Origin of the sequence: Jeotgalibaca dankookensis, from assembly GCF_002005405.1 — a bacterium.
GTDB classification, from domain to species: Bacteria; Bacillota; Bacilli; order Lactobacillales; family Aerococcaceae; genus Jeotgalibaca; species Jeotgalibaca dankookensis.
The window spans coordinates 757,763-782,680 of sequence record NZ_CP019728.1 but is presented as its reverse complement, the minus strand read 5'-3'; the positions used below and the strand labels follow the sequence as shown (position 1 = coordinate 782,680).

27 protein-coding genes are annotated in these 24,918 nt (G+C 35.2%); 8 read left to right on the top strand and 19 right to left on the bottom strand.

The annotated features are described in order from the left end of the window. Positions 1-42 precede the first annotated feature (42 nt). On the top strand, positions 43-1,767 hold the full coding sequence (locus BW727_RS03790; RefSeq protein WP_149025718.1) for an IS1182 family transposase: 1,725 nt from the start codon (positions 43-45) through the stop codon (positions 1,765-1,767). Here BW727_RS03790 and BW727_RS03785 read toward each other — a convergent pair. The 6 genes from BW727_RS03785 to BW727_RS03760 form a co-directional block, all read right to left on the bottom strand. Beyond that, the gene (locus BW727_RS03785) at positions 1,727-2,140 is read right to left on the bottom strand and encodes a DUF3887 domain-containing protein (protein ID WP_062471100.1); all 414 of its coding nucleotides are present in this window, start codon (positions 2,138-2,140) and stop codon (positions 1,727-1,729) included. The genes BW727_RS03790 and BW727_RS03785 overlap by 41 nt on opposite strands. Beyond that, entirely contained in the window at positions 2,137-2,736 is a 600-nt protein-coding gene (locus BW727_RS03780) for a YhfC family glutamic-type intramembrane protease (protein WP_062471097.1), read from the bottom strand. Before BW727_RS03780 ends, BW727_RS03785 begins: the two co-directional genes overlap by 4 nt. 23 nt (positions 2,737-2,759) lie before the next feature. Beyond that, positions 2,760-3,584: a DUF368 domain-containing protein gene (locus tag BW727_RS03775; RefSeq protein ID WP_062471094.1), complete on the bottom strand. Its 825-nt coding sequence runs from the start codon at positions 3,582-3,584 to the stop codon at positions 2,760-2,762. Positions 3,585-3,676: 92 nt separating this feature from the next. Beyond that, positions 3,677-4,678, bottom strand: a complete 1,002-nt coding sequence (locus tag BW727_RS03770) for an ABC transporter permease (protein ID WP_062471091.1) — start codon at positions 4,676-4,678, stop codon at positions 3,677-3,679. An 11-nt stretch (positions 4,679-4,689) separates the two neighbouring features. Next, on the bottom strand, positions 4,690-5,784 hold the full coding sequence (locus tag BW727_RS03765; protein ID WP_062471088.1) for an ABC transporter permease: 1,095 nt from the start codon (positions 5,782-5,784) through the stop codon (positions 4,690-4,692). Next, positions 5,785-6,645: an ABC transporter ATP-binding protein gene (locus BW727_RS03760; RefSeq protein ID WP_062471085.1), complete on the bottom strand. Its 861-nt coding sequence runs from the start codon at positions 6,643-6,645 to the stop codon at positions 5,785-5,787. A 194-nt stretch (positions 6,646-6,839) separates the two neighbouring features. On the opposite strand from BW727_RS03760, the gene BW727_RS03755 reads away from it, so the two are divergent. Beyond that, positions 6,840-8,108, top strand: a complete 1,269-nt coding sequence (locus BW727_RS03755) for an NCS2 family permease (protein WP_149025717.1) — start codon at positions 6,840-6,842, stop codon at positions 8,106-8,108. Between the two features lie 52 nt (positions 8,109-8,160). Here the strand turns inward: BW727_RS03755 and BW727_RS03750 are convergent, their stop codons facing one another. Further along, positions 8,161-8,526 carry a methyltransferase family protein gene (locus BW727_RS03750; protein WP_227807245.1) on the bottom strand — a complete coding sequence of 122 codons (366 nt, stop codon included), beginning with the start codon at positions 8,524-8,526 and terminating at the stop codon, positions 8,161-8,163. Positions 8,527-8,829: 303 nt separating this feature from the next. On the opposite strand from BW727_RS03750, the gene BW727_RS03745 reads away from it, so the two are divergent. Then, positions 8,830-9,933, top strand: a complete 1,104-nt coding sequence (locus tag BW727_RS03745) for a Gfo/Idh/MocA family protein (RefSeq protein ID WP_062471075.1) — start codon at positions 8,830-8,832, stop codon at positions 9,931-9,933. A gap of 100 nt (positions 9,934-10,033) precedes the next feature. Here the strand turns inward: BW727_RS03745 and BW727_RS03740 are convergent, their stop codons facing one another. The 6 genes from BW727_RS03740 to BW727_RS03715 form a co-directional block, all read right to left on the bottom strand. Beyond that, positions 10,034-10,822, bottom strand: a complete 789-nt coding sequence (locus tag BW727_RS03740; protein WP_062471070.1) for a formate/nitrite transporter family protein — start codon at positions 10,820-10,822, stop codon at positions 10,034-10,036. A 145-nt stretch (positions 10,823-10,967) separates the two neighbouring features. Further along, positions 10,968-11,222 (bottom strand): hypothetical protein, encoded by a 255-nt coding sequence (locus tag BW727_RS03735; RefSeq protein ID WP_062471067.1) that lies wholly within the window; start codon positions 11,220-11,222, stop codon positions 10,968-10,970. Between the two features lie 33 nt (positions 11,223-11,255). Next, positions 11,256-11,573 carry a hypothetical protein gene (locus BW727_RS03730; protein WP_062471064.1) on the bottom strand — a complete coding sequence of 106 codons (318 nt, stop codon included), beginning with the start codon at positions 11,571-11,573 and terminating at the stop codon, positions 11,256-11,258. A 116-nt stretch (positions 11,574-11,689) separates the two neighbouring features. After that, entirely contained in the window at positions 11,690-12,820 is a 1,131-nt protein-coding gene (locus tag BW727_RS03725; protein WP_062471060.1) for a DUF8173 domain-containing protein, read from the bottom strand. Positions 12,821-12,930: 110 nt separating this feature from the next. Next, positions 12,931-13,716, bottom strand: a complete 786-nt coding sequence (locus tag BW727_RS03720) for an SGNH/GDSL hydrolase family protein (RefSeq protein ID WP_062471057.1) — start codon at positions 13,714-13,716, stop codon at positions 12,931-12,933. 42 nt (positions 13,717-13,758) lie between these two features. Next, on the bottom strand, positions 13,759-14,637 hold the full coding sequence (locus BW727_RS03715) for a LicD family protein (RefSeq protein WP_062471054.1): 879 nt from the start codon (positions 14,635-14,637) through the stop codon (positions 13,759-13,761). 223 nt (positions 14,638-14,860) lie between these two features. On the opposite strand from BW727_RS03715, the gene BW727_RS03710 reads away from it, so the two are divergent. The 3 genes from BW727_RS03710 to BW727_RS03700 are packed head-to-tail and all read left to right on the top strand — an operon-like array spanning position 14,861 to position 18,513. After that, positions 14,861-16,615, top strand: coding sequence for a phosphotransferase (locus BW727_RS03710; RefSeq protein ID WP_062471051.1), 1,755 nt, complete (start codon positions 14,861-14,863; stop codon positions 16,613-16,615). A gap of 18 nt (positions 16,616-16,633) precedes the next feature. Continuing rightward, positions 16,634-17,524 carry an NTP transferase domain-containing protein gene (locus BW727_RS03705; RefSeq protein WP_062471048.1) on the top strand — a complete coding sequence of 297 codons (891 nt, stop codon included), beginning with the start codon at positions 16,634-16,636 and terminating at the stop codon, positions 17,522-17,524. Between the two features lie 17 nt (positions 17,525-17,541). Beyond that, positions 17,542-18,513: a DMT family transporter gene (locus BW727_RS03700; RefSeq protein WP_062471045.1), complete on the top strand. Its 972-nt coding sequence runs from the start codon at positions 17,542-17,544 to the stop codon at positions 18,511-18,513. A 29-nt stretch (positions 18,514-18,542) separates the two neighbouring features. Here BW727_RS03700 and BW727_RS03695 read toward each other — a convergent pair whose 3' ends face one another. From BW727_RS03695 to BW727_RS03680, 4 genes are all read right to left on the bottom strand, one after another. Beyond that, complete coding sequence (locus tag BW727_RS03695) at positions 18,543-19,538, bottom strand: ion channel (protein ID WP_062471042.1); 996 nt, start codon at positions 19,536-19,538, stop codon at positions 18,543-18,545. A 12-nt stretch (positions 19,539-19,550) separates the two neighbouring features. Continuing rightward, positions 19,551-19,946, bottom strand: a complete 396-nt coding sequence (locus BW727_RS03690) for a YidH family protein (RefSeq protein ID WP_062471039.1) — start codon at positions 19,944-19,946, stop codon at positions 19,551-19,553. Positions 19,947-19,992: 46 nt separating this feature from the next. Further along, entirely contained in the window at positions 19,993-20,514 is a 522-nt protein-coding gene (locus BW727_RS03685) for a DUF421 domain-containing protein (protein WP_062471036.1), read from the bottom strand. Between the two features lie 120 nt (positions 20,515-20,634). Further along, positions 20,635-21,525, bottom strand: a complete 891-nt coding sequence (locus BW727_RS03680) for a YsnF/AvaK domain-containing protein (protein WP_062471034.1) — start codon at positions 21,523-21,525, stop codon at positions 20,635-20,637. A 238-nt stretch (positions 21,526-21,763) separates the two neighbouring features. On the opposite strand from BW727_RS03680, the gene BW727_RS03675 reads away from it, so the two are divergent. After that, a complete protein-coding gene (locus BW727_RS03675) occupies positions 21,764-22,144 on the top strand; it encodes a YrhK family protein (protein ID WP_077795733.1) in 381 nt (126 codons plus the stop codon). 51 nt (positions 22,145-22,195) lie between these two features. Here BW727_RS03675 and BW727_RS03670 read toward each other — a convergent pair whose 3' ends face one another. Together BW727_RS03670 and wrbA are read right to left on the bottom strand one after the other, a co-directional pair. Beyond that, positions 22,196-23,089, bottom strand: coding sequence for an SDR family oxidoreductase (locus BW727_RS03670; RefSeq protein ID WP_062471031.1), 894 nt, complete (start codon positions 23,087-23,089; stop codon positions 22,196-22,198). 137 nt (positions 23,090-23,226) lie between these two features. Next, positions 23,227-23,841 carry an NAD(P)H:quinone oxidoreductase type IV gene (wrbA, locus tag BW727_RS03665; RefSeq protein ID WP_062471028.1) on the bottom strand — a complete coding sequence of 205 codons (615 nt, stop codon included), beginning with the start codon at positions 23,839-23,841 and terminating at the stop codon, positions 23,227-23,229. A gap of 129 nt (positions 23,842-23,970) precedes the next feature. On the opposite strand from wrbA, the gene BW727_RS03660 reads away from it, so the two are divergent. Continuing rightward, positions 23,971-24,906 (top strand): IS30 family transposase, encoded by a 936-nt coding sequence (locus BW727_RS03660; RefSeq protein ID WP_077795732.1) that lies wholly within the window; start codon positions 23,971-23,973, stop codon positions 24,904-24,906. The last annotated feature ends 12 nt before the right edge of the window (positions 24,907-24,918 follow it).

Sequence of the window (24,918 nt, the reverse complement as noted above, 5' to 3'; positions counted from 1 at the left end):
TTATAATTTAAGTACGACCAAAAACCAAAGGAGTGACTCACCGTGTATCAAAATTATAACACAATGGAAACAGCCTTCACACTACAATTGGATTTTACAATCCCGAATGACCATGAAGCCCGCCTCATTAGCCGTTTTGTCGATTCGATTCCTTCGGAATTTCTTCTGGAAGAAACGTCTCATACAGGTCGTCCTGCTTTTCATCCCGCCATGCTTTTAAAAATGTGCTTGTTTGCCTATAGTCGCACAACCTTTTCTGGACGCAAAATGGGACGGATGAATGAAGAATCCATTCCTATGAAGTGGTTAACGGGCGATACTCCTATTAGCTACAAGACTATCAATAATTTCCGGTCAAGTGAGCACGCATCAAAACTCATCAAGTATGCCTTTATTCTTTTCACAACACTCTTGAGTGACAACGGCTTGATTCATGAAGATGCGCTCTATATCGATGGTACAAAGATACAAGCCGATGCCAATATTTATAGTTTCACTTGGAAGAAAGCAATTGCACGCTATGAAGCGAAACTCAATGACAACGTTTCACAATTGTATGAGGAGCTCATCCAAGCAAAAGTAAACCTCGCTCTATCGGAAGAGACCTTACAAACATCCGAAGGCATTGAAGAAATAATCGGTTCCCTAGACAAAGAACTTGTGGCCGTTGAAGCGGCGATTACAGAAGAAAAAGTGATTCCCAAAGGGGGTTTAAAACTGAAGCGACGTCGTCGCATCCTCAAGAAACATCGGAATAAATGTAAAAAAGATTTCTTGCCGCGTAAGCAACGCTATAAAGAAGCAAACGCCATATTTGATGGCCGCAACAGTTTCTCAAAAACAGATACAGACGCAACGTTCATGTGCATGAAAGAAGACCCGATGAAGAACCGTGAGTTAAAACCAGGTTATAATCTTCAAGTCGCATCGAGCAATCAGTTTGTCATTGCGTATGATATTTTTTCAAATCCGACGGATACACGCACGTTTATCCCTTTTTTAGAATCTATTCAAACGTTAGATTTATTTAAATATATCGCCGCAGACGCTGGCTATGGCAGTGAAGAAAATTACGAGGCGGTTCTGGATACCTTTCAGAAAGTACCGCTCATTCCATACGGCATGTATCATAAAGAGAACAGTAAAACCTATCGTTCTAATCCTAAACACCGCGCTAACTGGGACTATGATGAGATTAAAGATGCTTATACAGATTTAGACGGCGTCCATTTTAGTTTCTCACATTACAGTACGCGAAATGATAAGAACGGTTACCAAAGACAATTTAAAGTATACAAGGCTGATGAGGAACAACCGGACGAAACACGCAAGCAATTAGCCAAGACACCGAAAGGTGCCCAGCGCCAGACAGCGGTCAACTATAACTGGGAATACTTTAAGCAGCATGCAAAAGAAAATCTTGAAAGCGATCGTGGCAAAGAAATCTACGCACAACGAAAAATTGACGTAGAAACTGTTTTTGGTCGTTTGAAAGGTGTATTTGGCATGCGCAGAACCCATGTCAGAGGTAAGCAAGCCGTTCATAATGACATCGGCATCATGCTTATGAGCATGAATCTTACAAAACTAGCCCTTGAGGCTAGAAGGAAAGTGGGTTCTTTTTACAAAAAAGCAGTAAAAAATAAAAATCGTAATGAAACAATCAGAATTTTGATTCTTTCATTACGATTTTTTTATTGGAGGCTAGTTTTTTTCCAGCCCCTTTTCATTTGTAGTAAAGACCTGCTAATTTCATTTGACTGCTAAACGTTATCGTATAAGTAATTTTTTTATTTTCATATTTTGTATTCACAACAGCAACGGCATACTCTTCTTCTGTCGATTTATCTTTATCTCCAGCAACACTGATATCTTCAAATGACTCAAATTCTCCTGCTTCTTTTATTGCCGCATAAATTTGTTCAAGGACGTCCTCACTTAACCCTGCCTTCATTTGAACCGTACTCATTTCGAGAAGGGATTGCGAGTCTTCATTATTGATAATTCTAATGGTTTCTTTTGCTTGCTGGGTAACTTCTTCTTGATTAAAGGCCTCTGATAAATTTGTCCCAGAACAGCCAATTAAGAAAAGAAAACTCATCCCTACTAATAAATTCAATTTCTTCATATACTTTTTCATCTTTTTTCTCCTTTTGAATAATAGTATTTTTTTGATTGATAGACATATAATACAATAAATATATCAATTAAAAATAATAAACTTTCTATTATTAATATACTATAAGCAAATGGAACTAAAATGGGAATCAGTGAATTAGCTAAGCCATGTATGAAGATGGCTAGTAAAAGATACTGTATTTTTTTATTCCGTTGAAAGCCATTCCAAACTATAACGGTTAACCCGACATGAAGAACGATAGCCAGCACTCTTTCTAAAAGAGCTATCTTTAATTCTCCTAATGGTACTACTGAAAGACTGGAAGCTAGAACAAAGATCGCTTCTACTGTTCCATGCCCCAACCCAAAAATGATTGGAACAGATAATTTCGTATCTTTCTTTTTAAAAAACAAATTTCTAAAAATGAATCGAAAGCTTTCTTCAAAAACCCCTGCAGAGAAAGCTATTAGAATGCCTATCAATAAAGGATTCAAGATATACAATAGTTGAAATTTTGAAGTTCCTAAAAAGTAATTCAGTAGCGGAATTCTCAATAGCAGTTGAGAAACTGTAAAACATATTCCTCCTAATAAGAAAGTAATACCCTTCTTTTTCATAAAAAATCACCCTAACTGAGGTTTTAGTTCTGATCTTGCATTTTTTCTAAAACCACTAAGGAAATAACACCAGCTAAAAAACTAATAATAGAAATTATCATTGTTTGCGTATTGAAATAACTGTCTAGGTTATATAAAATCGCAAAAATAGAGCCACTTACTAATCCAATCATCGCGCAGTATGTTTCTAATTGATAGTGCAATAATAAGTAACGAATAAACTTACTTGAAAATAAAACGCCAATTAAAACGCCAGTTCCAATTGCAAAAACGACTGGTAAATTTCTCATAATAAGTGATTCTATAGCAAACTCGTAGACACCAAAGATAGTCAGGATTAACGCCCCACTTATCCCAGGTAGAAGGAGCGCTGTGCTAGCCGCTAACCCAATCATCCCTAGTAGAAAATAATCAGCAAGCGAGAGGTTTGTTAGATTCATATTACTCGTATGTCCTAACAGTTGGGTGATGACAACTATGCCTATCAACAAGAAGATTATAACGTAATGTTTCATTTTAAGTCTTTTTTTAGAAATTTTAAGCATATCTTTCCATAGGTAAGGTGAAAAACCCACTATAATACCAACGAAAAACAGCAAAGTTGGTGCACGGAAGGTCTTTAGCAGATAACCTACTAAAAAGATAGCAATAATAAATCCTATTACCATTCCAGTTCCAAATAATAATAAGAACGGTAGCGACTTTCGTCGTTTTCTAGTCGTCAACATGCTTAAAGAATAAATGAAACGCTCATAAACACCCGAAATCATCGCAACTGTACTTCCACTAATTCCTGGTACCGCTTCTGTTACCTCTACTGCCATTCCTCGTAACATAATACCCAGCATTTTATTTAACACTCCATTTTTAATAATTTCGAACTACATCTTTAATCAAATTACTAGCTTGTCATAGAATGGAGGTCAAATCCATTTGGGCTTTATTCGAGTCCTTTTCTAATTCTTGGAGCTAGCAAAACATAAACAATCGCACATAAACCTAAAATAAAAATCGAGTAAGTCAAAATTTGTCTCCACGTTCCAATTTGCGATAAAATTAGGTCATTTCCTTTGTAAGCCCAGTAGAACGGGTTCCAATAAAAATATTTTTGCCATTTATCTCCTAACATTTCGATAGCCAAAACGCCTGCGATAAGCGGTAAAAATAATAATTTTATACTCCCAGCTGCCCCGATTATATCTGTATTGATCAAACCCTGTATAAATCCGACCAATATACTTAAGAGACTAGTTATTAAGACGACCAATAACAACTGTAAAATATTTATACCACCAAAGCCAGTTATACCTATCAATGCCACCGAACCGAATACAGAAAGGATAATCCCCATAATGGATTTTCCTAATAAAAAAGTGACTCGAGATGTGGGCGTGACATTTATCGCACTCAATGTGTGATCCACTTTTTCTTCAACTATGTTTAAAGCGATTAACATGCCCCCGAGAATAGAAATAAACAATATTGAAATATTAACGAGTGTCTTTTTTAATGGCGGAACAGTTCGATTAAATTCAATTAAGGTACTGTTTGAATCTTTTATATTTATGTTTAGTTCATAAAAACTTTTTAATAGTTTTGCATAATCTACAATCTCTTGCGGTTCGTTACCTTGAATCAATAAGTAGTCTGTTTCCTTTTCAGGAATAATTCCAATTATAGCGTCCCGCTTTTCAACTCTTTCTTTTATTTCATCTTCGGTATTGAAAAGCTCTACTTTAGAAAATTTCTCAAAATACTCAATTTTAGATTCATTATCACCTGTTAACAAAGCTAGGTTAATCGTAGTATCATTAATCCCTGGTGAGAATACATTTATTAAAATCGCAAATAGTATAGGGATTATTAATATATAAAGTGAAATAGCATCTTTTGCATTAACTTTTAAATCTCTTTTGAAAATAGTCCATATTCTTCTAAACATATTAATCCTCCTTATCCTGCTAGCGTTTTTTTATAGCGTTTATTTGATATCTTAAATATAATAAGACCTGTGAGTAAAAATCCGCCCGATAGCATCAAAACATACTGCCAGTCGTTACTGCCGAGTAGTATCGTTTTAAAGCCTTCTAACATAAAATAACTCGGAATAAATCGGATCCAAAATGGATTCCAACTTGGTATAAAATAGGCAACACTTGGAATAATCATGAGCATCATGATTGTATATAATACACCAAAAGCTTGCATCATATTTCGATAGAAACTTGCAATCAAAAGACCAAGTGACGATGAAAAGAATGCTGAAGTCATTAATAAAGTAACTAACAAGAGATAGTCGGGTTGATTTTTCATAATAGGGACTGTAATCACTAAACTAGATAGGATTGAAGTAATTATAACAACACCAATTTTACTCATCAGATATTGCCATACGGGTGTAGGTGTCAAAGCAAAAGCTTTTATCACCCCTTCTTGCCTATCTAAAAAAATATAGGCAGCGATAATAAATAACCCCATAAGTGCCCCATTAAAAACTAATATTGAAGGTAATATATTTTCTCTATCTGATAACTCTTCAAAATTGGTTGATAAAGATCTTACATCTTGATTATCCACTGCTTCTTCTATCTTTTCGCTTGACTCTACATGGAAAATTTTTAGCAAATCTTTATACTTTTCTGATTCATAACCTTGTAAAAAATACTCATAATTAAAAGTCTGATTATCATCCACATTAATAATCGCAACAATTTGTCTTTCGACATCCGCCATATAAATGGCATCGGCGCGACTATCCAAAATGTAGATTTCTTTGTTTTCAGTCGTGTATAAAGAAGCCTCTTTTTCTACTTTATCTATAACTATTTTTGCTTTTTTAGGATTATCATTTATTGATTCTAAGTAGGTCTCTTTCACTTCATTTGGCATATCGAGGTATAGATACTCTGATGTTTTGTTGGTAAAAGTATCCGGAACTGCAAATAGAAATATTATTAATATGATTACAGCCATTAATATTTCAATATAAAAGTAAAATCCTCTAGAAGCGATTTTTAACTCCTTTGCAAAACTAGAAAAGAGTTTCATTTAAACGAGCCCCCTTCCCGTTACTTTTATAAATATTTCTTCCAGAGTAGCTTCTTTCGTATGCATCGTTTTAATTTCGTAATTTTCAATAATTGTTTGAAGTATTTTTTTATCTTCCGGAAGAATGAGAGAAAAGGTTTGTTTTTTTACTTCATTTTCTTGAATATATTCAACTTCTACAATTTTATCTCCATATTGTTGCTTTAAATTTTCAGGAGAATCAATCAGCTTAATTTCACCATCTACTATAAAAGCAACTCGGTCACACAGTTCATCAGCAATCAACATATTGTGGGTTGTTAAAAAAACCGTAACGCCATCTTTATTTTTCTTCTTAATAATATCTTTAATATCCGCTGCGATAGCAGGATCTAGGCCTGTTGTTGGCTCATCTAAAAACCAGAGTTTTGGATTATTTATCATCGATCGGGCGAATGTGAGGCGGTGTTTCATTCCTTTAGAAAATTCTCCTGCTTTTACATTTTCTTTGTCTGGAAGTCCTACTTGTTTTAATAAATCAGTTGCATCTATGGTTGGAACATCAAATAACTTTCCATAGAAATCTAAATTTTCTTTAGCGGTTAGCTTACTGTAAACATTAGACTGTTCAAAACTCATACCAATCTGATTAAATCGTTCTTTTGAAGGATTAGAAATGTCATAACCCGCTACCGTAATAGCGCTATCATTTTTTTGTACTTGCAAAAGTCCTGTTAAAATATTTTGCACCGTTGACTTTCCTGCCCCCGAAGGTCCCAAAAACCCAAATATTTCTCCTTCCTTCACTTCAAAACTGACATTTTTAACTTGATAATTTTCATCATTATTATAGGAGTAATATAGATTTTTAACGTTTATCATAATTAACACATCCTTTTTTTACTGGAACCTCTTCACTGCTACACACTGGTAACTTGATGGTTTCATAGTAACTTTCCTGTCCTTCTTGGTCAACCTGATTCCATCACTATATTTTATATATCTATTCTCAATGATAAATGATATGATATTGAAGTGTTTTTATAGATGTAATTATAAGGAGTAGTGATTTTTTAATGAATAGATTAAAAAAAATATGGGCTGAGTCAAAAGAAGAAGTGATAGCGGGAATAACAAGCTTTTTCGCAATTTCTTATATTATTATTGTTAACCCGCTTATTCTGGCAGACGCCGGAATACCAATCAATCTGAGCGTTTTTGCGACAATTTTTGCTTCCGTCATTGGTTGTTTTATTATTGGGTTTTGGGCTAATATTCCGATTGTATTAACACCCGGAATGGGTATTAATGCCTTCTTTACCTATACAATTGTCGTTAATATGGGCTTTTCTTGGCAGAGTGCCATCGGAATTTCGTTTCTTAGTAGTCTTATTTTTCTCTTTATTTCTTTTACACCAATCGTTGAACTCCTAACCGAAGCGATTCCGTCTACTCTGAAAACTGGTATAACCGTTGGGATTGGCCTATTCTTAGTGCAAATTGGCTTGGAAAAAGCTCAGTTAATTCAACGTGGATCAAACACTTTTGTTGAGTTTGGATCTTTAACAAATCCACATGCTTTGCTCAGTATTTTTGGTTTGTTACTCTCTATCTTTTTGTTTGTTAAAAAAATAAATGGTGCTTTCTTTCTCGGAATTATTTTTACAACAATTGTAGGTGTACTTGCAAATATTCAAGATGCAGCAACAATCGATGTTAAGCTAGAATATTTAAAAGATTATTCATCTATTTTATTCAAACCTGATTTTTCGCAGATGTTTTCCATTCCTTTTTTGTTAGCCGTTTTTTCTATGTCCATGATTCTCATCTTTGAATCAATTGGTTTATTAGAGGGGTTAATACCTCAACCTCATTCTCTTAGAAGAGGATTACAAGCAACGAGTGTTACTGCATTGATTTCTGCTCTTCTTGGTACAAGTCCAACAGTGGCAGCCGCAGAAAGTGCAGCTGGCATTGAAAGTGGTGGAAAAAAAGGTCTTACCGCAATCGTAGCTGGTTTTTTATTTTTGTTATCACTGTTTTTTATCCCTTTACTTACTTATGTTCCCCAAGCTGCGATTGCACCCGTTATTATTATTACAGGCTCTTTAATGATGAAACAACTAGCAGTAATCAATTATGATGATTTTACAGAATGGTTCCCGGCTTTTTTAATTATTGTAATGATTCCTTTTACTGGTAGCATCGCTACTGGTCTATCATTTGGGTTTATTTTTTACCCACTAATGAAGCTGTTTAGTAATGATCAAAAAAATCAAAATAAAATTATGTATGTATTAGGTCTGCTTTTCCTTATCAATCTTATTTTCTCATCAACTATATAACAAAAGCGACTAGGGTTTTTACCCTGGTCGCTTTCGCTTTAAAGAATAAAGATCAATACCTATCCTTTTTCCACTTTACATACCGCTCACCTAAGTACTCTTCCATAAAATCTTCTTCCTCTTTAATACGAATTCTCAACACATGATACATCAGAATAACGGCCACTAAAAAAATCAACAAATCACCTGTGTATAGAGGAACGGCCACTGTTAAAAGAAATAATCCAATGTAAAGAGGATGCCGGAGGTACTTATATGATCCCCTAATAATAAGTGTTTGATCCATTCGCACTTCCACATTGCGCGAGAAATTCTTACCGAGTAAGATGAGTGACCAGTATCTTAGCACTAAACCCATAAAATAGATGATTAACCCAAGTATTCTGAACAAGAAACAATCTATTATTAAAATACTCATAAAAAACATACTTGCATTTAAAAGAATAATCGCAATTATAGCAATAAAGATGACTGAGTATGTTTTTTGTTCTGATTTTATATCTTTATCTAAAGAAGGAAATAAGAGGAACTCGCCCAACCATAAAATCGTAATGATTATAAATATAAAATTCAATCTTGAAATCACTTCCTCTCGTGAGTTGTAAAAACCAATAAGCGAATTCTAAATCTATCCTAACCTTTAAAAACTTGATAATAATTCCGTATAATGCCACTATTGATTATAGTAGAATTTAAACAAATAAGATAGGACGTGCTTATTATGAATAAAATTGGCTATGCAATTGTAGGAACGGGTTATTTTGGTGCTGAATTAGCTAGAATTCTAACCAACTTAGAGAATGCCGAAGTGACTGCTGTATTAGATCCTTACCATGGCGAGGCCATTGCTAAGGAATTGAAATGTGATGTGGAAACAGATTTAGACACTTTATATGAACGAGAGGACGTACAAGCAGTCATCGTTGCTAGTCCAAATTACCTTCATAAGGAACCGGTTATTAAAGCAGCCCAATACAAGGTTCATGTTTTTTGTGAAAAACCAATCGCTTTATCTTATGATGATTGTGCAGAAATGGTTCAAGCTTGTAAAGAAAATCAGGTTATTTTTATGGCTGGACATGTCATGAATTTCTTCAATGGTGTCCGAACTACTAAAAAGTTTATAAATGAAGGAAAAATTGGCGACGTTCTTTACTGTCATTCCGCAAGAAATGGATGGGAAGAACCACAAGACACAGTCAGCTGGAAAAAAATACGTAGTAAATCTGGTGGCCACTTATACCATCACATCCATGAACTTGATTGTATTCAATTTATTCTTGGAGATCCAATCTCGGCATATATGACTGGTGGTAATGTTGCCCATAGAGGTGAAGATTTCGGTGATGAAGATGACATGCTATTAATCAATTTGGAGTTTGATAATAATCGATACGCCATTCTAGAATATGGTTCAGCTTTTAGATGGAGTGAACATTATCTATTGATACAAGGCACTGAGGGTGCTATCAAAATAGATATGCAAGATGTAAAGCTAACCTTAAAAACAGAAAATTCCGAGGAATATTATCTCGTACATGAAACCAAAGAAGAAGATGATAATCGAACTGCCATCTATAAAGGGAATAAAACAGGTGGTGGTATTACTTATGGTAAACCTGGAAGTAAAACACCTCAATGGCTCTATACTATCATGGAAAGAGAAATGGAATACTTTCACGGATTACTACAAGGTAAGGAATCATCAAAGGAGTTTGAGCCGCTTATCACAGGCGAAGCTGCAAAATCAGCCATAGCTACTGCGGATGCTTGCACCAAGTCCTTAAATGAAAAACGCAAAGTTTATTTATCTGAAATTGTTTAGTTTAATGTGATAGTCATTAAATAATATAAATAAAAGTGGTTGGAACTTATGTCCCAGCCACTTTTTCTATCTTTAGTTATAATTGCGATTCAAGGATAAATTATATTTTATCTGTTTTACTGTAATGAAGGGGTAATGCTACAAATAAAAATGCACCAATAAAATTACCAATCGTTACAGGAATAAGGTTCCAGAGCCACCAGTCAGCCATACCAATGTCAGCCCCAATTAACATTCCGATGGGAATAATTGACATATTTACAACGGCGTGCTCAAAGCCTTGCGCGAAGAAGATTAAAATTGGTAACCACATTGCTGTAATCTTCCCGATTGTAGATTTAGACATAAAAGACATAATTGCTCCCAATGCAACCATCCAATTACATAGAATTGCTTTAACGAAAACTAATACGAGACCGCCTGCCCCAATCGATTGATAGAATAAAGTTTTATTTTCGGCAACTAAAATAATTTTTTCAATCAAAGGTGAGGTCGTAACAGTACCAAAACTTGTCACAGAAATACTAAATAAAGCAGCATATAAAAGCCCGCCTATTAAATTTCCAATAAAAGCCCAGGATAGGTTATGTATCATGGGTTTCAAAGTTGTTTCTTTTCTGAAATATGCAATTGGTAAGATTGCAAATGATCCAGTTACCAGTTCCAAATTCAACAGCAAAATCATTACAAAACTTGTTGGAAAAAGAATGGCCCCCACAATATCAAGTCCAGTTTGTGTCGATGCCGTCAATGCTAAGGTCGTCGCAAAACCTAGTAAGGCACCAGATAGAATGGCCCCTATTAAAATAACTTTTTTTGAAAGATTCGCTTTTTTACCTCCTGCTAAAGCAATCGTCGCTACTGCTTCATTAGGGTTTACGTAATCCATTTGTAGCCTCCTTATATAACGTTTTTGAACGCTATTTTTTATTTTAAAAAACCTTATCCGTTTGATAAATAAAAAGAATAAGATGCCTTAAACATTGTTAACTTTAGCACAAACAATTAAATTTTCATACTCTTTTTACATTATTTTATCCTTTGGGTACTCCTACAATTAATTTATCTTCAAAAACACGATAAATTCCTATAAATTCACTATCTTCTTCTAGAGTTGTCTTACCTTTAACAAGTACAAATTCAAAAAAGTTTTGCTCATCATTGTATACGTAGAAACGAGCGAAGACGTCCTCCCCTAAATCTTTTTCTTTTTTCAGGTAGGAAAATGTTACTTCTTCAGTAAAAGATTCAAAAGGATTATCTGCATATAGAGGTAAGGAGAGATCCACTGGATTAGTTTTTCGCTGTTAATTGTTTTATAGTCAGAATTGCGAACAGTTCGAGACATTGTTCATGGATAAAACAATCGTTTCGTTAGACTTCTCATTGATTTGCCAAGAATTTCTTTCGTAAAATTCCATGTTTAGCTCCGCTTCACCCATCTCCTTCCCATTATCGGCAATAATATTTTTTTCATAAAAATCAATCGCTTCCTCCATAGAAGACCAATTTAACTGAGGCATTTCGGAAGTTGTTTGGCTAGATTGTAAAGAAATACCTTGGTTGTTTTCAGCTTTTAGGGGTAAATAGATACCCAAAGTAACTGCTGTTAGAGCTAATATTAGAGCTGGATTTTTCATTTCTATCCCTCTTTTCTAATTAACTAGTATCATGCCTTTGCCTGAAAAAAATATGAAGATGACATAAAATCTAAAAAGACTTTATGCCACCCCCATATTTTCATTCATAATAAAATTTAAATTCTTTCGCTTGAAATGGACAAAGTCACGGCGCCCATTCCGAATAATAATGTGACTACTCCCGTAATCATACCAACTATTGGAATCACTCCTAAAGCAGAAACTATAGTTAAAGCTAATAGAAATAGCCAAAATAATCGTGTTGAAGGCCATTGCAATCGTTCTTGTATCCATACGCCTATTGAAACTGAAACAATAATCTTAGAGACATACAATGTGATTCCATAAAGCATGAGTACTATAAAGCTTAACGGTATACCAATAACGGTTAACATGAGTAAAATAGCTAACAGTGGAATCACAATAATTGCTATAGCTCCGAACCCTAGCGTTTTAAGTGGTGATTGGAGCAGCTTTGTTGCTAATTTTACCCAGAAAGTTGGCCGTAATAGATGTACTAAGAGCCATATAACCAAAGCAGTTCCAATGCTAAAGAGAACTTTATATAAAACTGCCATAGTAAATAGAGCCGTGGAAGTATCCTCAGTTGGTTGTCTTTCAATTTTTCTCCAAGTAGTCTCGCCCCTCACCTGAGAATTTTCTGTCAAATCAGCTTGTTTTTGGCTACTATAGGTAAGGTTCCCATCAATTTCCCCACCAATAGTGAGTGAATCACTCGAACTCGTCAAATCACCATTGATTACTCCATTTTGGTAAACAGATGCACCACCGACAAAAACATCCTTTTTAATAACTGCTTCTTTGTCAATAAAAATATTTTGACCTGCTAGGAAAGAACTCCCTTCTGTTTGAGAATTTACTCTGACCGTTGCTCCAGCTAGATAAATGGAGTTTTCTACAACACAGTTTAAAGTAACGTCTTGTCCCGCTATAAAGACACTCCCATTTACTTGCCCGTTTATAACGGTGCTTTGACCCATGACGAATAAGTCACCATCAATTGTTCCATTTATTTCAATGTAGCCGGCCGTAACAAAGGTCGTTCCATTAATATCACCATCGACGCGAACATTTTCTCCTGAAAGAAAACTCGTGCTGTCTAGTGTTTCCCCACTCTCAATAACAATGTTATCACCAGAAATACTTTCCGCTAAGACATGTGACAGAGGAACTACAAAGAGAATAAACAGAAATAGAAGTGCGAAAATAAATTTAACTTTCGACATGAGCGCACACTCCTTTACTTTATCCTAAGCGGCAGTCAGCTTTATTCTTATATGTCTATTATAATCCTTTTAATTTGAAAGCGCTATCGTTAAAGGGTTTGGAAAGTCGATTACGACTCATCCATTTCATCTAATACGTCATCTAATAACTCTGCTATCGCTTGATAGCCAGCTCCGCTAGGATGAAAACCATCGGCTGACAGATAATTTTCAAGGTCATCAGAAAAAATTTCATCGGTTGGTATATAAACAACTCCACTCTTTCTGTTTAGGAAAGACTGGGTCTCATTATTCCACTTACTAAGAGAACTTGTAATAATAGCTTCTTGACTCCTATCGGGATTGTATAACCCAACAAAAGCTATTGTAGCCGCTGGATTCAACTGATTAATCCTACTTATAACTAAATCGATGTTTTCTATATAGATGGCGAGTGTCTCTTCAAAGGCCACTTCTAAATTTTCCTGAAATTGTAAACGGCTTAAATCATTACCTCCAATTGAAATGATAATTAACCCAGCATCTTGAATGAGCGCTTGAGAATCCTGATTTTGAATCGCCTCTACTAATTCGTCACTTTGGTAGCCGGGAACCGAAATATTATTAAGGTTGATTTCTACATTCTCTTTTTCACTTAAGAGTGCCCGGTAGCGCTCCCCTATTCCCAAACCTTCCTCATCACCAATACCAAAACCGATAGAATCACCTATAATAAGAATTCTTGTTGTTAGAGACGTTTCTTCTACTAATGGATCCCTCGAATAAGATACTATCTTGGTTTCTTTACTACTCTCTTGGCTACTCGTACTTTTAGGCGATTGTGAAGTGCCAACAATTAGGAACAATATAATGACTGTCGCTATTGCAAGTAAAAACCAGACTATTTTTTTTGCCATAATAGGATGTTGCCTCTTTCTAAATAGAAATTATAAAGTTTATTATCTATCTTTCCAGTGATGATTCGATTTTCGTTCCTCAAAAGGAGGAAGTTCTTGATACTTACCATACCGATCCACTAGTATTTGATGGTAGTCAGTAGGAATATAAAATTGTTTTTCTTCAAAGTTTTGAAGTTTTCGGTGGTTGAAGTGATCAATGTTCAAACGCAAACCTTTTTCAGCACTGTCTGAAGGAATGGGAAAGGTATAGGTGATCATTTCGCCACTCTGATTCTTTTCAGGTGCTTTTTTTATTAAGTGATTGAGTCGTTTGTATTTAACATCTAAATAGTGCATGAAGAAGCCGCGTTCTGGCTTTTGTTGGGATTTTAAAATTAGTAAACGTAAACTATTTTTCAGTATTTTTTGAATAAAAGTATAATGCTTTGAAGGGTCTGAGACAAGCGTTTCCATTATGAATGGATAAAATCGTCTTTGTTTATTGTAAAGGCGTTGTTTTTCAGCTTCTTTTTCTTTTTCATCATACTTATAATCATAGACAAAAATATCTAACCAGGGTCCATGAACCATGTCAAAGTATTGCATTGCTTTTTCTGTATATAAACTATTGGGGATTCTAATCTTTGCGATACAGTTGTAATAATTGGGATCTGTTTGATGTATTTGTAAAAACATTGATTTAGGTAACTGTTCTTTAGCAATTAATTTGAATTTTTCAAAATCCTTTCTTGGCATCGCAACATCAATATCATCATCCCAAGGTATAAAGCCTTGATGACGAACAGCCCCTAATAATGTCCCAAAATCTAAAATATATTTTAATTCATTCGCTTCACAAATATTATGAAACACGGAAAGAATCTCTAACCCATAATTTTGAATCGCTTTTGTTTGGGGTTCGACTATGTATTTATCCATATTATCTCCTTATGTACCTAATTTTTAATCAACTATTATTTAAAACTTAGGCTATCAATAACCGTAAAGTTAGTCAACACTTATAGCAGTTCTGGCACCCTAAATTTGTAAAATTTGATTTTTAGTTGAATTCAAGCTATTATGTGAGAATAATGAACGGTTCATCAAGGAACACGGCTTTTTTTTTAAGTCTATGTTCACGAAAAATAGGAGGTTTAAATTCATGAACATATATGAATACGACGCACTCAATTACATTATTAATAAAGGATATACGAATCAACGCCTAATAGCTGAATCAACTAGCTACTCATTAGGGAAAATAAATAAAGCAATTTCTAAATTAACTGATGAAGGTTATTTAGATAACCAATTTAAATTAACAGATAAAGCTCGTCGAGAAATAAATGCAAAAAAACCTAGACATGCGATTATCCTAGCTGCCGGTTATGGGATGCGAATGGTTCCTATCAATACAGAAGTTCCCAAGGGATTATTAGAAGTAAATGGTGAGACTTTAATTGAAAGGTTAATCCTACAGCTTCATGATGCAGGTATTTTTAAAATTGATATTGTAGTAGGATTTATGAAGGATAGGTACGAATTTTTAATCGATAAATATGATGTTCAGCTTGTCTATAATCCTGACTACGACTCCAAAAATAATCTCCATTCTTTAAATCTTATGAGTGACCAGTTATCGAACACCTACATCCTACCCTGTGATATTTGGTTAGAAAAAAATCCTTTCTCAACTTACGAGTTATATTCTTGGTATTCAGTCACAGAAACAATTGATTCGGGAAGTACCGTTAGAATAAATCGTCAAAAAGAGCTCATCCCTACTTCGAAAGGAAAACAAGCCAATACAATGATTGGTATTGCTTACTTCTTAGATGAAGATGCAAAGGTTCTAAAAAACAATTTAAAAAAGTATAGTGCAGACGAAAAATACAATGATTCCTTTTGGGAAGAAGCCCTCTTTTACGGTGAAAATAAATTAACCGTTTATGCAAGAATTTATCACCCACGTAACGTTTTTGAGATAGACACCTATGAACAATTGCGAGAGCTAGATGGTAAATCTAGCCATCTTGATACAGATATCATTTCTTTAATTAGTAAAGAAATGGGTGTTGAAACACGAGACATTCAAAAAATCGTTGTTTTGAAAAAAGGAATGACGAATCGTTCCTTTCGCTTTAGTGTAATGGGTAAACAGTATATTATGCGTATACCTGGTGAAGGTACTGATAAGCTTATCAATCGCGAACATGAGTATGAAGTTTATCAAACGATTAAAAAGCTCCATATCAGTGATGAAGTAGTCTATATGTCACCAGAAAATGGTTATAAAATAACGGAATACCTACATGATGCTAGAGAAGCTGATCCTGATAATCCTGAAGACGTTAAACGTGCGATTCAAAAATTAAGAAGCTTCCATGAATTGAAGCTTCAAGTTCCCCATAGCTTTGATATCTATAAAGAAATTGAATTCTATGAAAGCCTTTGGGAAGGAAAACCTTCAATTTTTAGGGACTACCAAAAGACAAAAGAAAAGGTATTTACTTTAAAATCGATTATCGATTCTTTACCTAAAGAATGGGCTCTCACACATATTGACGCTGTACCGGATAACGTTTTGTTTGTTGGAGATGAAATTCGCTTAATTGATTGGGAATATGCTGGAATGCAGGATCCACATTTAGATATAGCTATGTTTGCGATTTACTCCTTGTATAACAGACAACAAGTGGATGATTTAATCGCTATCTACTTCCCTGATGGATGTACGAATGAAGTACGAATGAAAATATATGCTTATATTGCAATTGGTGGATTACTCTGGAGTAACTGGTGTGAATTTAAAAGGCATAAAGGTGTTGAGTTTGGTGAATACTCATTAAGGCAGTATCGGTATGCAAAAGAGTACTATGCCGTTGTTATGGAAGAATTTATCAATAAAGATAATTGATAGTAAGGAGACAGTTAGATGACTACCGGAAAAGAAAAAAAACAAAATCGAGTAGACAATGCTGTTATTATGGCAGCAGGTTTGTCTTCTCGATTTGCACCCCTTTCTTATGAATATCCCAAAGCTTTAGTTGAAGTTAAAGGCGAAGTACTAATTGAGCGACAAATTAAACAATTACAAGCCGTTGGAATTGAGGACATTACTATCGTAGTTGGCTATAAAAAAGAAGCATTCGAATATTTAATAGAAAAATTTCATGTTGTATTAGTTGAAAATCCCGAATACATGACACGTAATAATCACTCTAGTCTCTATTATGCTAGAGATAGACTGACTAATACTTATATTTGCTCCGCTGATAATTACTTTGTAGAAAATGTTTTTGAACCATTTGTAGAGCATGCCTACTACTCGGTTGTATTTGAAGAAGGTAAAACTGATGAATGGACTATTCAGACGGACGAGTCCGGTCTGATTACCCAAGTCCAAATTGGCGGCGAAGATTCTTATGTCATGTTAGGCCATGTCTTTTTTTCTAACGAATTTTCAAAAAAATTTGTAGCAATTTTAGAAAATATTTATCACTTACCAGAAACAAAAAATTCCTTATGGGAGCGTATCTACGCAGACCATATTCCGGATCTTTCTATGTTTGCAAAGAAATATTCTCAAGAAGTTGTCTTCGAATTTGATAGTCTCGATGAATTACGTACCTTTGATAAAACCTACTGGAATGATACACGCTCTGAGATTTTAAAAGATATATCAAAAACATTAAATCGTGAAGAAAAAGAAATTGTTGCAATCGAACCTCTTAAAGAAAATAGTAAAACAATTGGTTTTGAATTTTCTGTCCATGATAGATCTTATCAATACATTTACAAGACAAAAGTCTTAGCAGAAAAATAAGCGTTGGGAGGAAAATGATGTTACAAGGTCTATTAGCAGGTTTTTTCTGGGGGCTGGATACTGTTATTATTGGTATTGCTCTTGCCATGTCGTCTTTTGCAAGTACAGAACAGGCTATTCTTCTATCGCCGTTTATAAGTACCTTTATTCATGACTTGTTTTCATCTTTATGGATGTTTATTTATATGGGACTCAAAAAACAATCCGGCGATTTTTTAAAAGCTTTAAAAACAAAAAGTGGTAAATTTATTGTATTAGCTGCTTTAGTCGGTGGTCCTATTGGGATGACCGGTTATGTCCTTTCAATAAAATACATTGGCGCGGGTTACACTGCAATTATTTCATCATTATTTCCTGCAGTGGGGGCTTTCTTGTCTTATCTATTCTTGAAAGAAAAAATGCGTTATGATCAAATGCTGGGATTAGCTGTCAGTCTTGCCGGAGTCATTTTTTTAGGCTATACACCAGGTGGTAGTGAAACAAATACCAATTTGGTCGGATTCTTATTTGCTTTTTTATGTGTATTCGGTTGGGCTTCAGAAGCCGTTATCATTTCTTATGGTTTAAGAGGTGCAGAAATAAATGATGAAGAGGCCTTACAAATTAGACAATTAACATCGGCGATTTTTTATGGTATTATCCTACTCCCTTTAATAAAAGCATGGCAACCAACATTAAGTATTCTTCCTACAACGACAGGCGCGGTTATCCTTGCTTCGGCCTTTTTTGGGACTACTTCTTACCTCTTTTATTACAAAGCAATCCATAAAATAGGTCCCACTAAAGCAATGGCTTTAAACGTGACCTATTCGGCTTGGGCAATTATCTTTGGGTTTTTACTACTTGGAGAGACAATCTCTATTAAAGGGGTTATTTGTGCCCTTGTTATTATTGGTGGCTCGATCGTTGCTGGTGGTGACATAAAAGAACTATTGAATTTCAGAAAAAACGGTAGTCATTTTCATCGAAATATATTAAAAAGGGTGTAGCGATTCGCTACACCCTTTCTATATGTTTTTTAAAGGTCTAAATCTTTTTCTTGCCAATTGTCTTCCTTTAATAGACCGAAAAGTTTTTTCCTACGCTCAGTTAATCCTGCCATCTGACTCTCAAAAACATCTGTTTTAACTACTGGCAACCCATCTTTTTTTAGCTGATCTAGTTTTGGTAAAGCTAATGGTTCATCGGCAGATTTTATATAGGTTGCTTCCAATGTTTCTAAGTGGTTGCTGATACAATTCCTGAATTTCTTTATTAAAATAGGATTAGGCTGTGTTCCTGCTTCCATTCCGTAAACAATTATTGAAAGAGCATCATCAATAATTGGTAAGGCAATAGCAATGGCTTCTTTTTTATTTGTTGTGTGAAAATAATTTAGAAGCGGGTAGGCTTTCTGTTTCATTGATAATACGCTTAGTTGATCTGACATATCCATTAATAGCAGGTTCATATTGCTTAAATCATTTCCGTTCCAAGCGTCTTTGACAATTTCCTCTGAACTTGTCCCAATTTCAATAACACTGCTCGAAAATGAGCGTTTATTCAATACCGCTCCTACGACTGATATAATGTAAGAGGCACCTAAAGTAAAAAAGAGCATGCCCGTCCCGCTAGCGATAGCGGTCATAATTTGCCAAAATGGACTTGCAGGTGAGTAATCACCTAACCCTAATGTAAAGATTGTGTATCCAGTATAGTAAACTATATTTTGCCAAACAATGGGTGTTTGATTAACAGTATCTGTTATTGCGTTTGTACTCCCTGAAAATACAAGTGCCCAGCCTAACCAGAGCAAAAAAATCCAGTTTAATAAAGTCAGAGTGAGCATAGTAGGCCCCGCTAGTCGAAGTGCTTTTCGATTCCCATGCGCAAAAGTCGACATTACTCGCCATAAAGAACTCGATAAAGCTTTAGTAATAAAACCAGCTCCTCCTTCAACCCATAAGATGGTCCAAATAATATCTATAATAGCTAAGACTACTATTACAATTCCCAAAAAAAATAATATTGGCATAATTATAACTCCTTATAATAGTATCAAAAGCAACGTAATCAATATCGCTGTTAAGGTCATCCCGGTCGTTACAATCAATAGAAAATTCAAGGAAATACTTGTTTGAGTGTTCTCTTGTTTTAACGATTTATAATTTTTTTTGTAACTTATATAGGCCATAATATAGATAAATATTCCTGTACCAACGAACAAGAATCCAATTATCATTGCTAATAATATAACGGTTTTAGAAAATAAATCACTGTCACCAATAAAACCAACAATTGTAAGACCAGCTAAAACGGCAGATAAACCTGTACGTATCCACGCACTAAATGTTCTTGCATTTGCCAATACCGTTCTTTGGACAGCTAATTCAGATCTTTCTGCGGAAAGTTCCAGACTTCTATTTTTTTCATTTTCTACCATAATTTATCCTTTCTTGAATCACGATATAATAACCTACTTTTTCTAATTATTTAACATCTGTAGATTTTTTTACTAAAAAATCATCTTTTTCCAATTTTATTTTATCAGTTGTCTCCATGACTGATAAAGTTCCGTCTGACTCTAAGACGATAGCTGCTACCTGTTCAAAAGATATAAAACCCGATGTTCGAATGGCTTGTTTTAATTCCCCTTTGGTAATACGCTCCTTCATCAATGCTTCTTCGTCAAAATCTCCTTCAAAATATAAGAGACTGGGTCTAGATTTTAATATAGTCCGGACAAATTTAAAACGAACTGACAACCAAGTTGCAACATATTGTAAAACTACAAGGGTAATAAAGGTTAAAATTCCATTCCAAAATGAATCTTGATAACTTACAATTGTTGTAGCTAAAACAGATCCTAGCGCTACAGTGACAATAAAATCAAAGGCATTCATTTTTGACAGTGTTCGCTTCCCAGAGATTCGTAAAACCAAAACAATTGAAATATAACTAACGATACAAATAGTGATAAGTTTTAATACTCCTACCATATCAATCGACATAAAATCTCTCCTTCTTTCATTTTATAATACTATTAGGTGGTTAACCGAAAAAAATACTAGCCGTTACTTTTTCAAGGAACGGCTAGTAAACCTTTAAACTATAATCTAAAGTTTATCTTTTTATAGCGGATAGTCTGGGTCACGATCAGAACCCAGTGCATCGGTATCCCGACGATTTTCTTTTACAACGTCGCCATCACGCTCTACTTCAATCTCTTCTTTTGCAACTGTATCCGTTACTTTTTTATTTTCGGTAACATGATCTTTACGTACATCCACTTCTTCTACTACGTGAGTACTTTTTGTTACTTCAATTTGCTCTTCTGTAAGCGGAATAACAATTTCTTCTGTTGCATCATCATCTGTTAATGGTGTTGTAGTTGATGAATCATCTGTAACAGGACGTCTTTCAATGACAACTTCTTCATGTGTAACAGGTACTTCGATATTTCTGGTTTCTTCAACCACACGTTTTTCGATAGTTACTTCGCCTGTTTGTACTTCATTTTTTTCTACATCTAAGCGTTCTTCACGTAATTTGATTGTATCATCAACATCAGACATATACTCAGAATCTGTGTCAACAGTACGATCTACCCCTGCTACATACCCTGGTTCTGTGTCAACCATGCGATTTGTACCTGTAACATCCGCATCTGTTGCTACTAAAACAATTACGTTTCCTTGCTCGATATCATCACGGTATCCGTTTAACGGATCAGTATTAGGATTATAATCAGGGTGATTGCGTGTATCTGTGTCATAATCGTCCATAGTGAAGGCATCTTTGATTTTATCCCACATTGAGCGATCATCATCACTATCGTAATCTCTTAATTCTCCTTCAGTGCTTACTTCTGCATCCATTGTATAAGGGATCGAATCTCTGACTGTTGCGTTAGCAACTACATATATATCTGAACTTGCATATCCTTTATCCCTTAACATCTGTACTGCATGCATTGCATCCTCTACTCGTACGTAACTTCCTTCTACACGTCTGTTTTCCATATTTAATAGCCCCCTTATATTTTAACGGTTAAATGTAACCGCTCTCTTAACAACCTTAGTATACCTTTTTTAAAAATAAGCTTCAAACAAAAACCCTTATGATCCTTTTATTTATACTATAAGTGTTTATATGTATCATTTTAAATAAGGTACATCTTTATAAAGATAGCCTTATTTTTGCTATACTATTATTAGCCAGATATCTCATATTACTACTATTAAAAGAAGGAGAAAAAGCATGCCTGAAATAAAGAAAAAACGTTACCAATCAGAGCCTTCCGAGGCTGAAGATGTTGTCATTAAAGCAGGGAAATTTAGAATTTACTTTCAAAATTACTACACATTGATTTCATTGGGTAATGACTTTTTAATAGGTGTTCTCTATCTTTTCGGCGCAATCGCAAGTATGGTCGATCGTATCCCTGATTTATTCAGTCAGTGGACCTACGTTTTTGGTGCAATTTTTCTGATTGTACGTCCGCTTCTCAAAATTTTACGCAATGTTTTTATTTATGACAAAAATGAGTTTCAAGAAAAAGTCAGCGATCCACAATTATTTGGAGATGAGAATAAAGAAGAGACAAAAGCAAAAATAGAAAAAGAAGAAAAAAAAGATTAATTTTAAAATTGTAAAAGGCCTGAGTAAAATTCTCAGGCCTTTTTATATGTATTAAAGATTGATAGGTTGTCCACCGGTTACCCCGTAAATTTGGCCCGTTACATAACTACTTTCTTCTGATGTTAAGAGCACGTATATCGGTGCTAATTCTACCGGTTGACCGGCTCTACCCATTAATGAATTTTGACCGAATTCTGGGATACGGCCATCTAGTTGCCCATTATCTAATTGTAGTGGCGTCCAAATTGGACCTGGTGCAACGGCATTGACACGAACTCCTTTATCAGCAAAATAGCTAGATAAAGCAACCGTAAAGTTACTAATTGCTCCTTTCGTAGCTGCATAATCAATGAGAGGTGTACTTGGATCAAAGGATTGCACAGAACTGGTTGCTATTATAGTACTACCAGGTTTTAAATGCTTTTCAGCTGCTTTGACAGTCTCGAACATACTGATAATATTAACTTTGAATGTATCTTCTACTTGTTTCATAGATAAATCACTTAAAGAAGGTTGTGCAATTTGTTGGGCTGCATTTAATACTAACGCATCTAATTGTCCAAAAGCTTCTAATGTTTTTTCGACAATTTCAGTTGCTGCCCCGTCTTCGCGTAAATCATAAGGAAGTAATAAAGCTTTTTTTCCTGCTGCTTCAATATACTCTTTAACCTCATTGGCATCCTTTTCTTCCCCAGGGAAAAATTGAATCGCAACATTCGCTCCTTCTCGTGCATAAGCAATAGCAACGGCACGGCCTATACCCGAATCTCCACCTGTAATGAGTGCATTACGACCCTCAAGTCGGTTATATCCCTTATAACTTTCTTCACCACTATCAGGTCTTGGCTGCATGTTACTCTGCAGTGCCGGAGTTCCTTGTTCTTGGTCAGGAAATTTTTCAGTTTGGTAAACTTTTCTTGGATCAGTTAATTTATCATTTGCCATAAATAATCGTCTCCTTTATATTTTGTTAACCCTTACATTGATAGGTTAACATATCCGTTTTTTCATTTCCAGAAATGTGATTTTAAAAAAACAAACCATTGAGAGTTTCTCAATGGTTTGTTTTTTCTATTATATTTTTATTTTGCTTGACCATTTTTTACCCATTTTGCAATCTCTACAGTACGACTAGCTTGATGTTTAACAGAAGCTTCAACATCTTCAATCATCTTACCGTCTTGTCCTACTGTAACACTTGTCCCGTATGGATTGCCGCCTGCACCAAACAATACTTGATTTGTATAGCCAGTTGGAGCAATAATAGCACCCCAGTGCATCATAGTTGTATATAAGCTAAGAATCGTTGCTTCTTGGCCACCATGAGGGTTTTGAGCAGATGTCATCGCGCTAACAACTTTATTAACTGTTTTTCCAGTTGCCCAAACACCACCTTGCATATCAATAAATTGTTTCATTTGAGAAGCCATATTACCAAAACGTGTTGGTGTACTGAAAATTATAGCGTCTGCCCACTCAATATCATCAGAAGTAGCTACTGGTATATCTTTAACAGCATCTACAGTTGCTTTCCAACCTTCATTACCATCAATAACCGATTGTGGAGCAAGTTCTTGCACTTTTAATAATCTTACCTCAGCACCTGCCGCTTCAGCACCTGCTTTAGCCCATTTAGCAAGTTGATAGTTTGTTCCACCCATACTATAAAAGATAACAGCTAATTTTACATTTTCCATTTTATCGATCTCCTTTTTTCTATTGATGAATTGTAATATTAAGTGCAACACCTAGGTAAAATAAAAGAAACCCATGACGACCTCGTGTAGAATGGAGTTACCACACAACATTCGACTGGAGGACTCACCATGAGCTACACTCATTTTACCATAGCCGAACGCTCAAAAATAGAAACGCTTCGTGATCTAGGTTTTTCGATCCGCCGGATCGCTCGAATCCTTGGTCGTGCCCCTTCTTCTGTTTCACGGGAACTGAACAGGAACCCATATTATCAGTGTAATCAGGCACAGGAACGCTATAAACAAAAGAAAACGAACTGTGGAGCAAAATCAAAGTTGACTTCTGAAATCAAAGAAAAGGTTCAGGAAAAACTAACTCTTACCTGGTCTCCAGAACAAATTGTAGGCCGGCTATTTCAAGGGAAAATTTCTTTCAAAACAATCTATCGCTGGCTCTATTACGGTCTCTTACAAGTTCCATTGTCCGTTCTGAGACAAAAAGGCAAACGACAGAAACCAAAAGAAACCAGAGGAAGATTCAATATCGGAACCTCTATTTCAAAACGACCAAAAGACGTCAAGAAGCGAACGACCTTCGGTCACTGGGAGCTGGACACCGTCGTATCAGGACGCGGACAGGCAAAAGGTTGCGTTGCTACTTTCCTAGAGAGGAAAAGCCGCTGGTACCTCGCCATCAAAATTCCCAACCGTTCCGCTTCCTCAATGGAAGGGGCTATACGAAAACTGACTACGCTTTTTCCTGAAACTGCCTTCCAAAGTTTTACGACAGACAGAGGAAAGGAATTCAGCTGTTATCCTGTCATTGAAGAAGACTTAAGCATCCCTGTTTATTTCGCAGATCCTTATTCTTCTTGGCAACGAGGAAGCAATGAAAACAGTAATGGACTCCTGAGGGAGTTCTTTCCGAAGAGAACCAACTTTGATCATGTGGAACAGGAAGAACTTCAAAAAGCTTTGTACCTGATTAATAATAGACCAAGAAAATGTCTTGGCTACCGAACGCCTCACGAGGTCTTTATGAAAGGGGTGTTGCACTTAATTTGACAAACTATCTAT

What these genes read in the sequence shown, in the direction of transcription:
- BW727_RS03745 (WP_062471075.1), top strand. Translation starts at nt 8,830, where the DNA reads ATGAATAAAATTGGCTATGCAATTGTAGGAACGGGTTATTTTGGTGCT.
- BW727_RS03700 (WP_062471045.1), top strand. Translation starts at nt 17,542, where the DNA reads ATGTTACAAGGTCTATTAGCAGGTTTTTTCTGGGGGCTGGATACTGTT.
- BW727_RS03705 (WP_062471048.1), top strand. Translation starts at nt 16,634, where the DNA reads ATGACTACCGGAAAAGAAAAAAAACAAAATCGAGTAGACAATGCTGTT.
- BW727_RS03785 (WP_062471100.1), bottom strand. Translation starts at nt 2,140, where the DNA reads ATGAAAAAGTATATGAAGAAATTGAATTTATTAGTAGGGATGAGTTTT.
- BW727_RS03690 (WP_062471039.1), bottom strand. Translation starts at nt 19,946, where the DNA reads ATGGTAGAAAATGAAAAAAATAGAAGTCTGGAACTTTCCGCAGAAAGA.
- BW727_RS03775 (WP_062471094.1), bottom strand. Translation starts at nt 3,584, where the DNA reads ATGCTGGGTATTATGTTACGAGGAATGGCAGTAGAGGTAACAGAAGCG.
- BW727_RS03720 (WP_062471057.1), bottom strand. Translation starts at nt 13,716, where the DNA reads ATGGCAAAAAAAATAGTCTGGTTTTTACTTGCAATAGCGACAGTCATT.
- BW727_RS03685 (WP_062471036.1), bottom strand. Translation starts at nt 20,514, where the DNA reads ATGTCGATTGATATGGTAGGAGTATTAAAACTTATCACTATTTGTATC.
- BW727_RS03730 (WP_062471064.1), bottom strand. Translation starts at nt 11,573, where the DNA reads ATGAAAAATCCAGCTCTAATATTAGCTCTAACAGCAGTTACTTTGGGT.
- BW727_RS03680 (WP_062471034.1), bottom strand. Translation starts at nt 21,525, where the DNA reads ATGGAAAACAGACGTGTAGAAGGAAGTTACGTACGAGTAGAGGATGCA.
- BW727_RS03660 (WP_077795732.1), top strand. Translation starts at nt 23,971, where the DNA reads ATGAGCTACACTCATTTTACCATAGCCGAACGCTCAAAAATAGAAACG.
- BW727_RS03670 (WP_062471031.1), bottom strand. Translation starts at nt 23,089, where the DNA reads ATGGCAAATGATAAATTAACTGATCCAAGAAAAGTTTACCAAACTGAA.
- BW727_RS03695 (WP_062471042.1), bottom strand. Translation starts at nt 19,538, where the DNA reads ATGCCAATATTATTTTTTTTGGGAATTGTAATAGTAGTCTTAGCTATT.
- BW727_RS03750 (WP_227807245.1), bottom strand. Translation starts at nt 8,526, where the DNA reads ATGAGTATTTTAATAATAGATTGTTTCTTGTTCAGAATACTTGGGTTA.
- wrbA (WP_062471028.1), bottom strand. Translation starts at nt 23,841, where the DNA reads ATGGAAAATGTAAAATTAGCTGTTATCTTTTATAGTATGGGTGGAACA.
- BW727_RS03755 (WP_149025717.1), top strand. Translation starts at nt 6,840, where the DNA reads ATGAATAGATTAAAAAAAATATGGGCTGAGTCAAAAGAAGAAGTGATA.
- BW727_RS03765 (WP_062471088.1), bottom strand. Translation starts at nt 5,784, where the DNA reads ATGAAACTCTTTTCTAGTTTTGCAAAGGAGTTAAAAATCGCTTCTAGA.
- BW727_RS03725 (WP_062471060.1), bottom strand. Translation starts at nt 12,820, where the DNA reads ATGTCGAAAGTTAAATTTATTTTCGCACTTCTATTTCTGTTTATTCTC.
- BW727_RS03715 (WP_062471054.1), bottom strand. Translation starts at nt 14,637, where the DNA reads ATGGATAAATACATAGTCGAACCCCAAACAAAAGCGATTCAAAATTAT.
- BW727_RS03780 (WP_062471097.1), bottom strand. Translation starts at nt 2,736, where the DNA reads ATGAAAAAGAAGGGTATTACTTTCTTATTAGGAGGAATATGTTTTACA.
- BW727_RS03710 (WP_062471051.1), top strand. Translation starts at nt 14,861, where the DNA reads ATGAACATATATGAATACGACGCACTCAATTACATTATTAATAAAGGA.
- BW727_RS03770 (WP_062471091.1), bottom strand. Translation starts at nt 4,678, where the DNA reads ATGTTTAGAAGAATATGGACTATTTTCAAAAGAGATTTAAAAGTTAAT.
- BW727_RS03740 (WP_062471070.1), bottom strand. Translation starts at nt 10,822, where the DNA reads ATGGATTACGTAAACCCTAATGAAGCAGTAGCGACGATTGCTTTAGCA.
- BW727_RS03675 (WP_077795733.1), top strand. Translation starts at nt 21,764, where the DNA reads ATGCCTGAAATAAAGAAAAAACGTTACCAATCAGAGCCTTCCGAGGCT.
- BW727_RS03760 (WP_062471085.1), bottom strand. Translation starts at nt 6,645, where the DNA reads ATGATAAACGTTAAAAATCTATATTACTCCTATAATAATGATGAAAAT.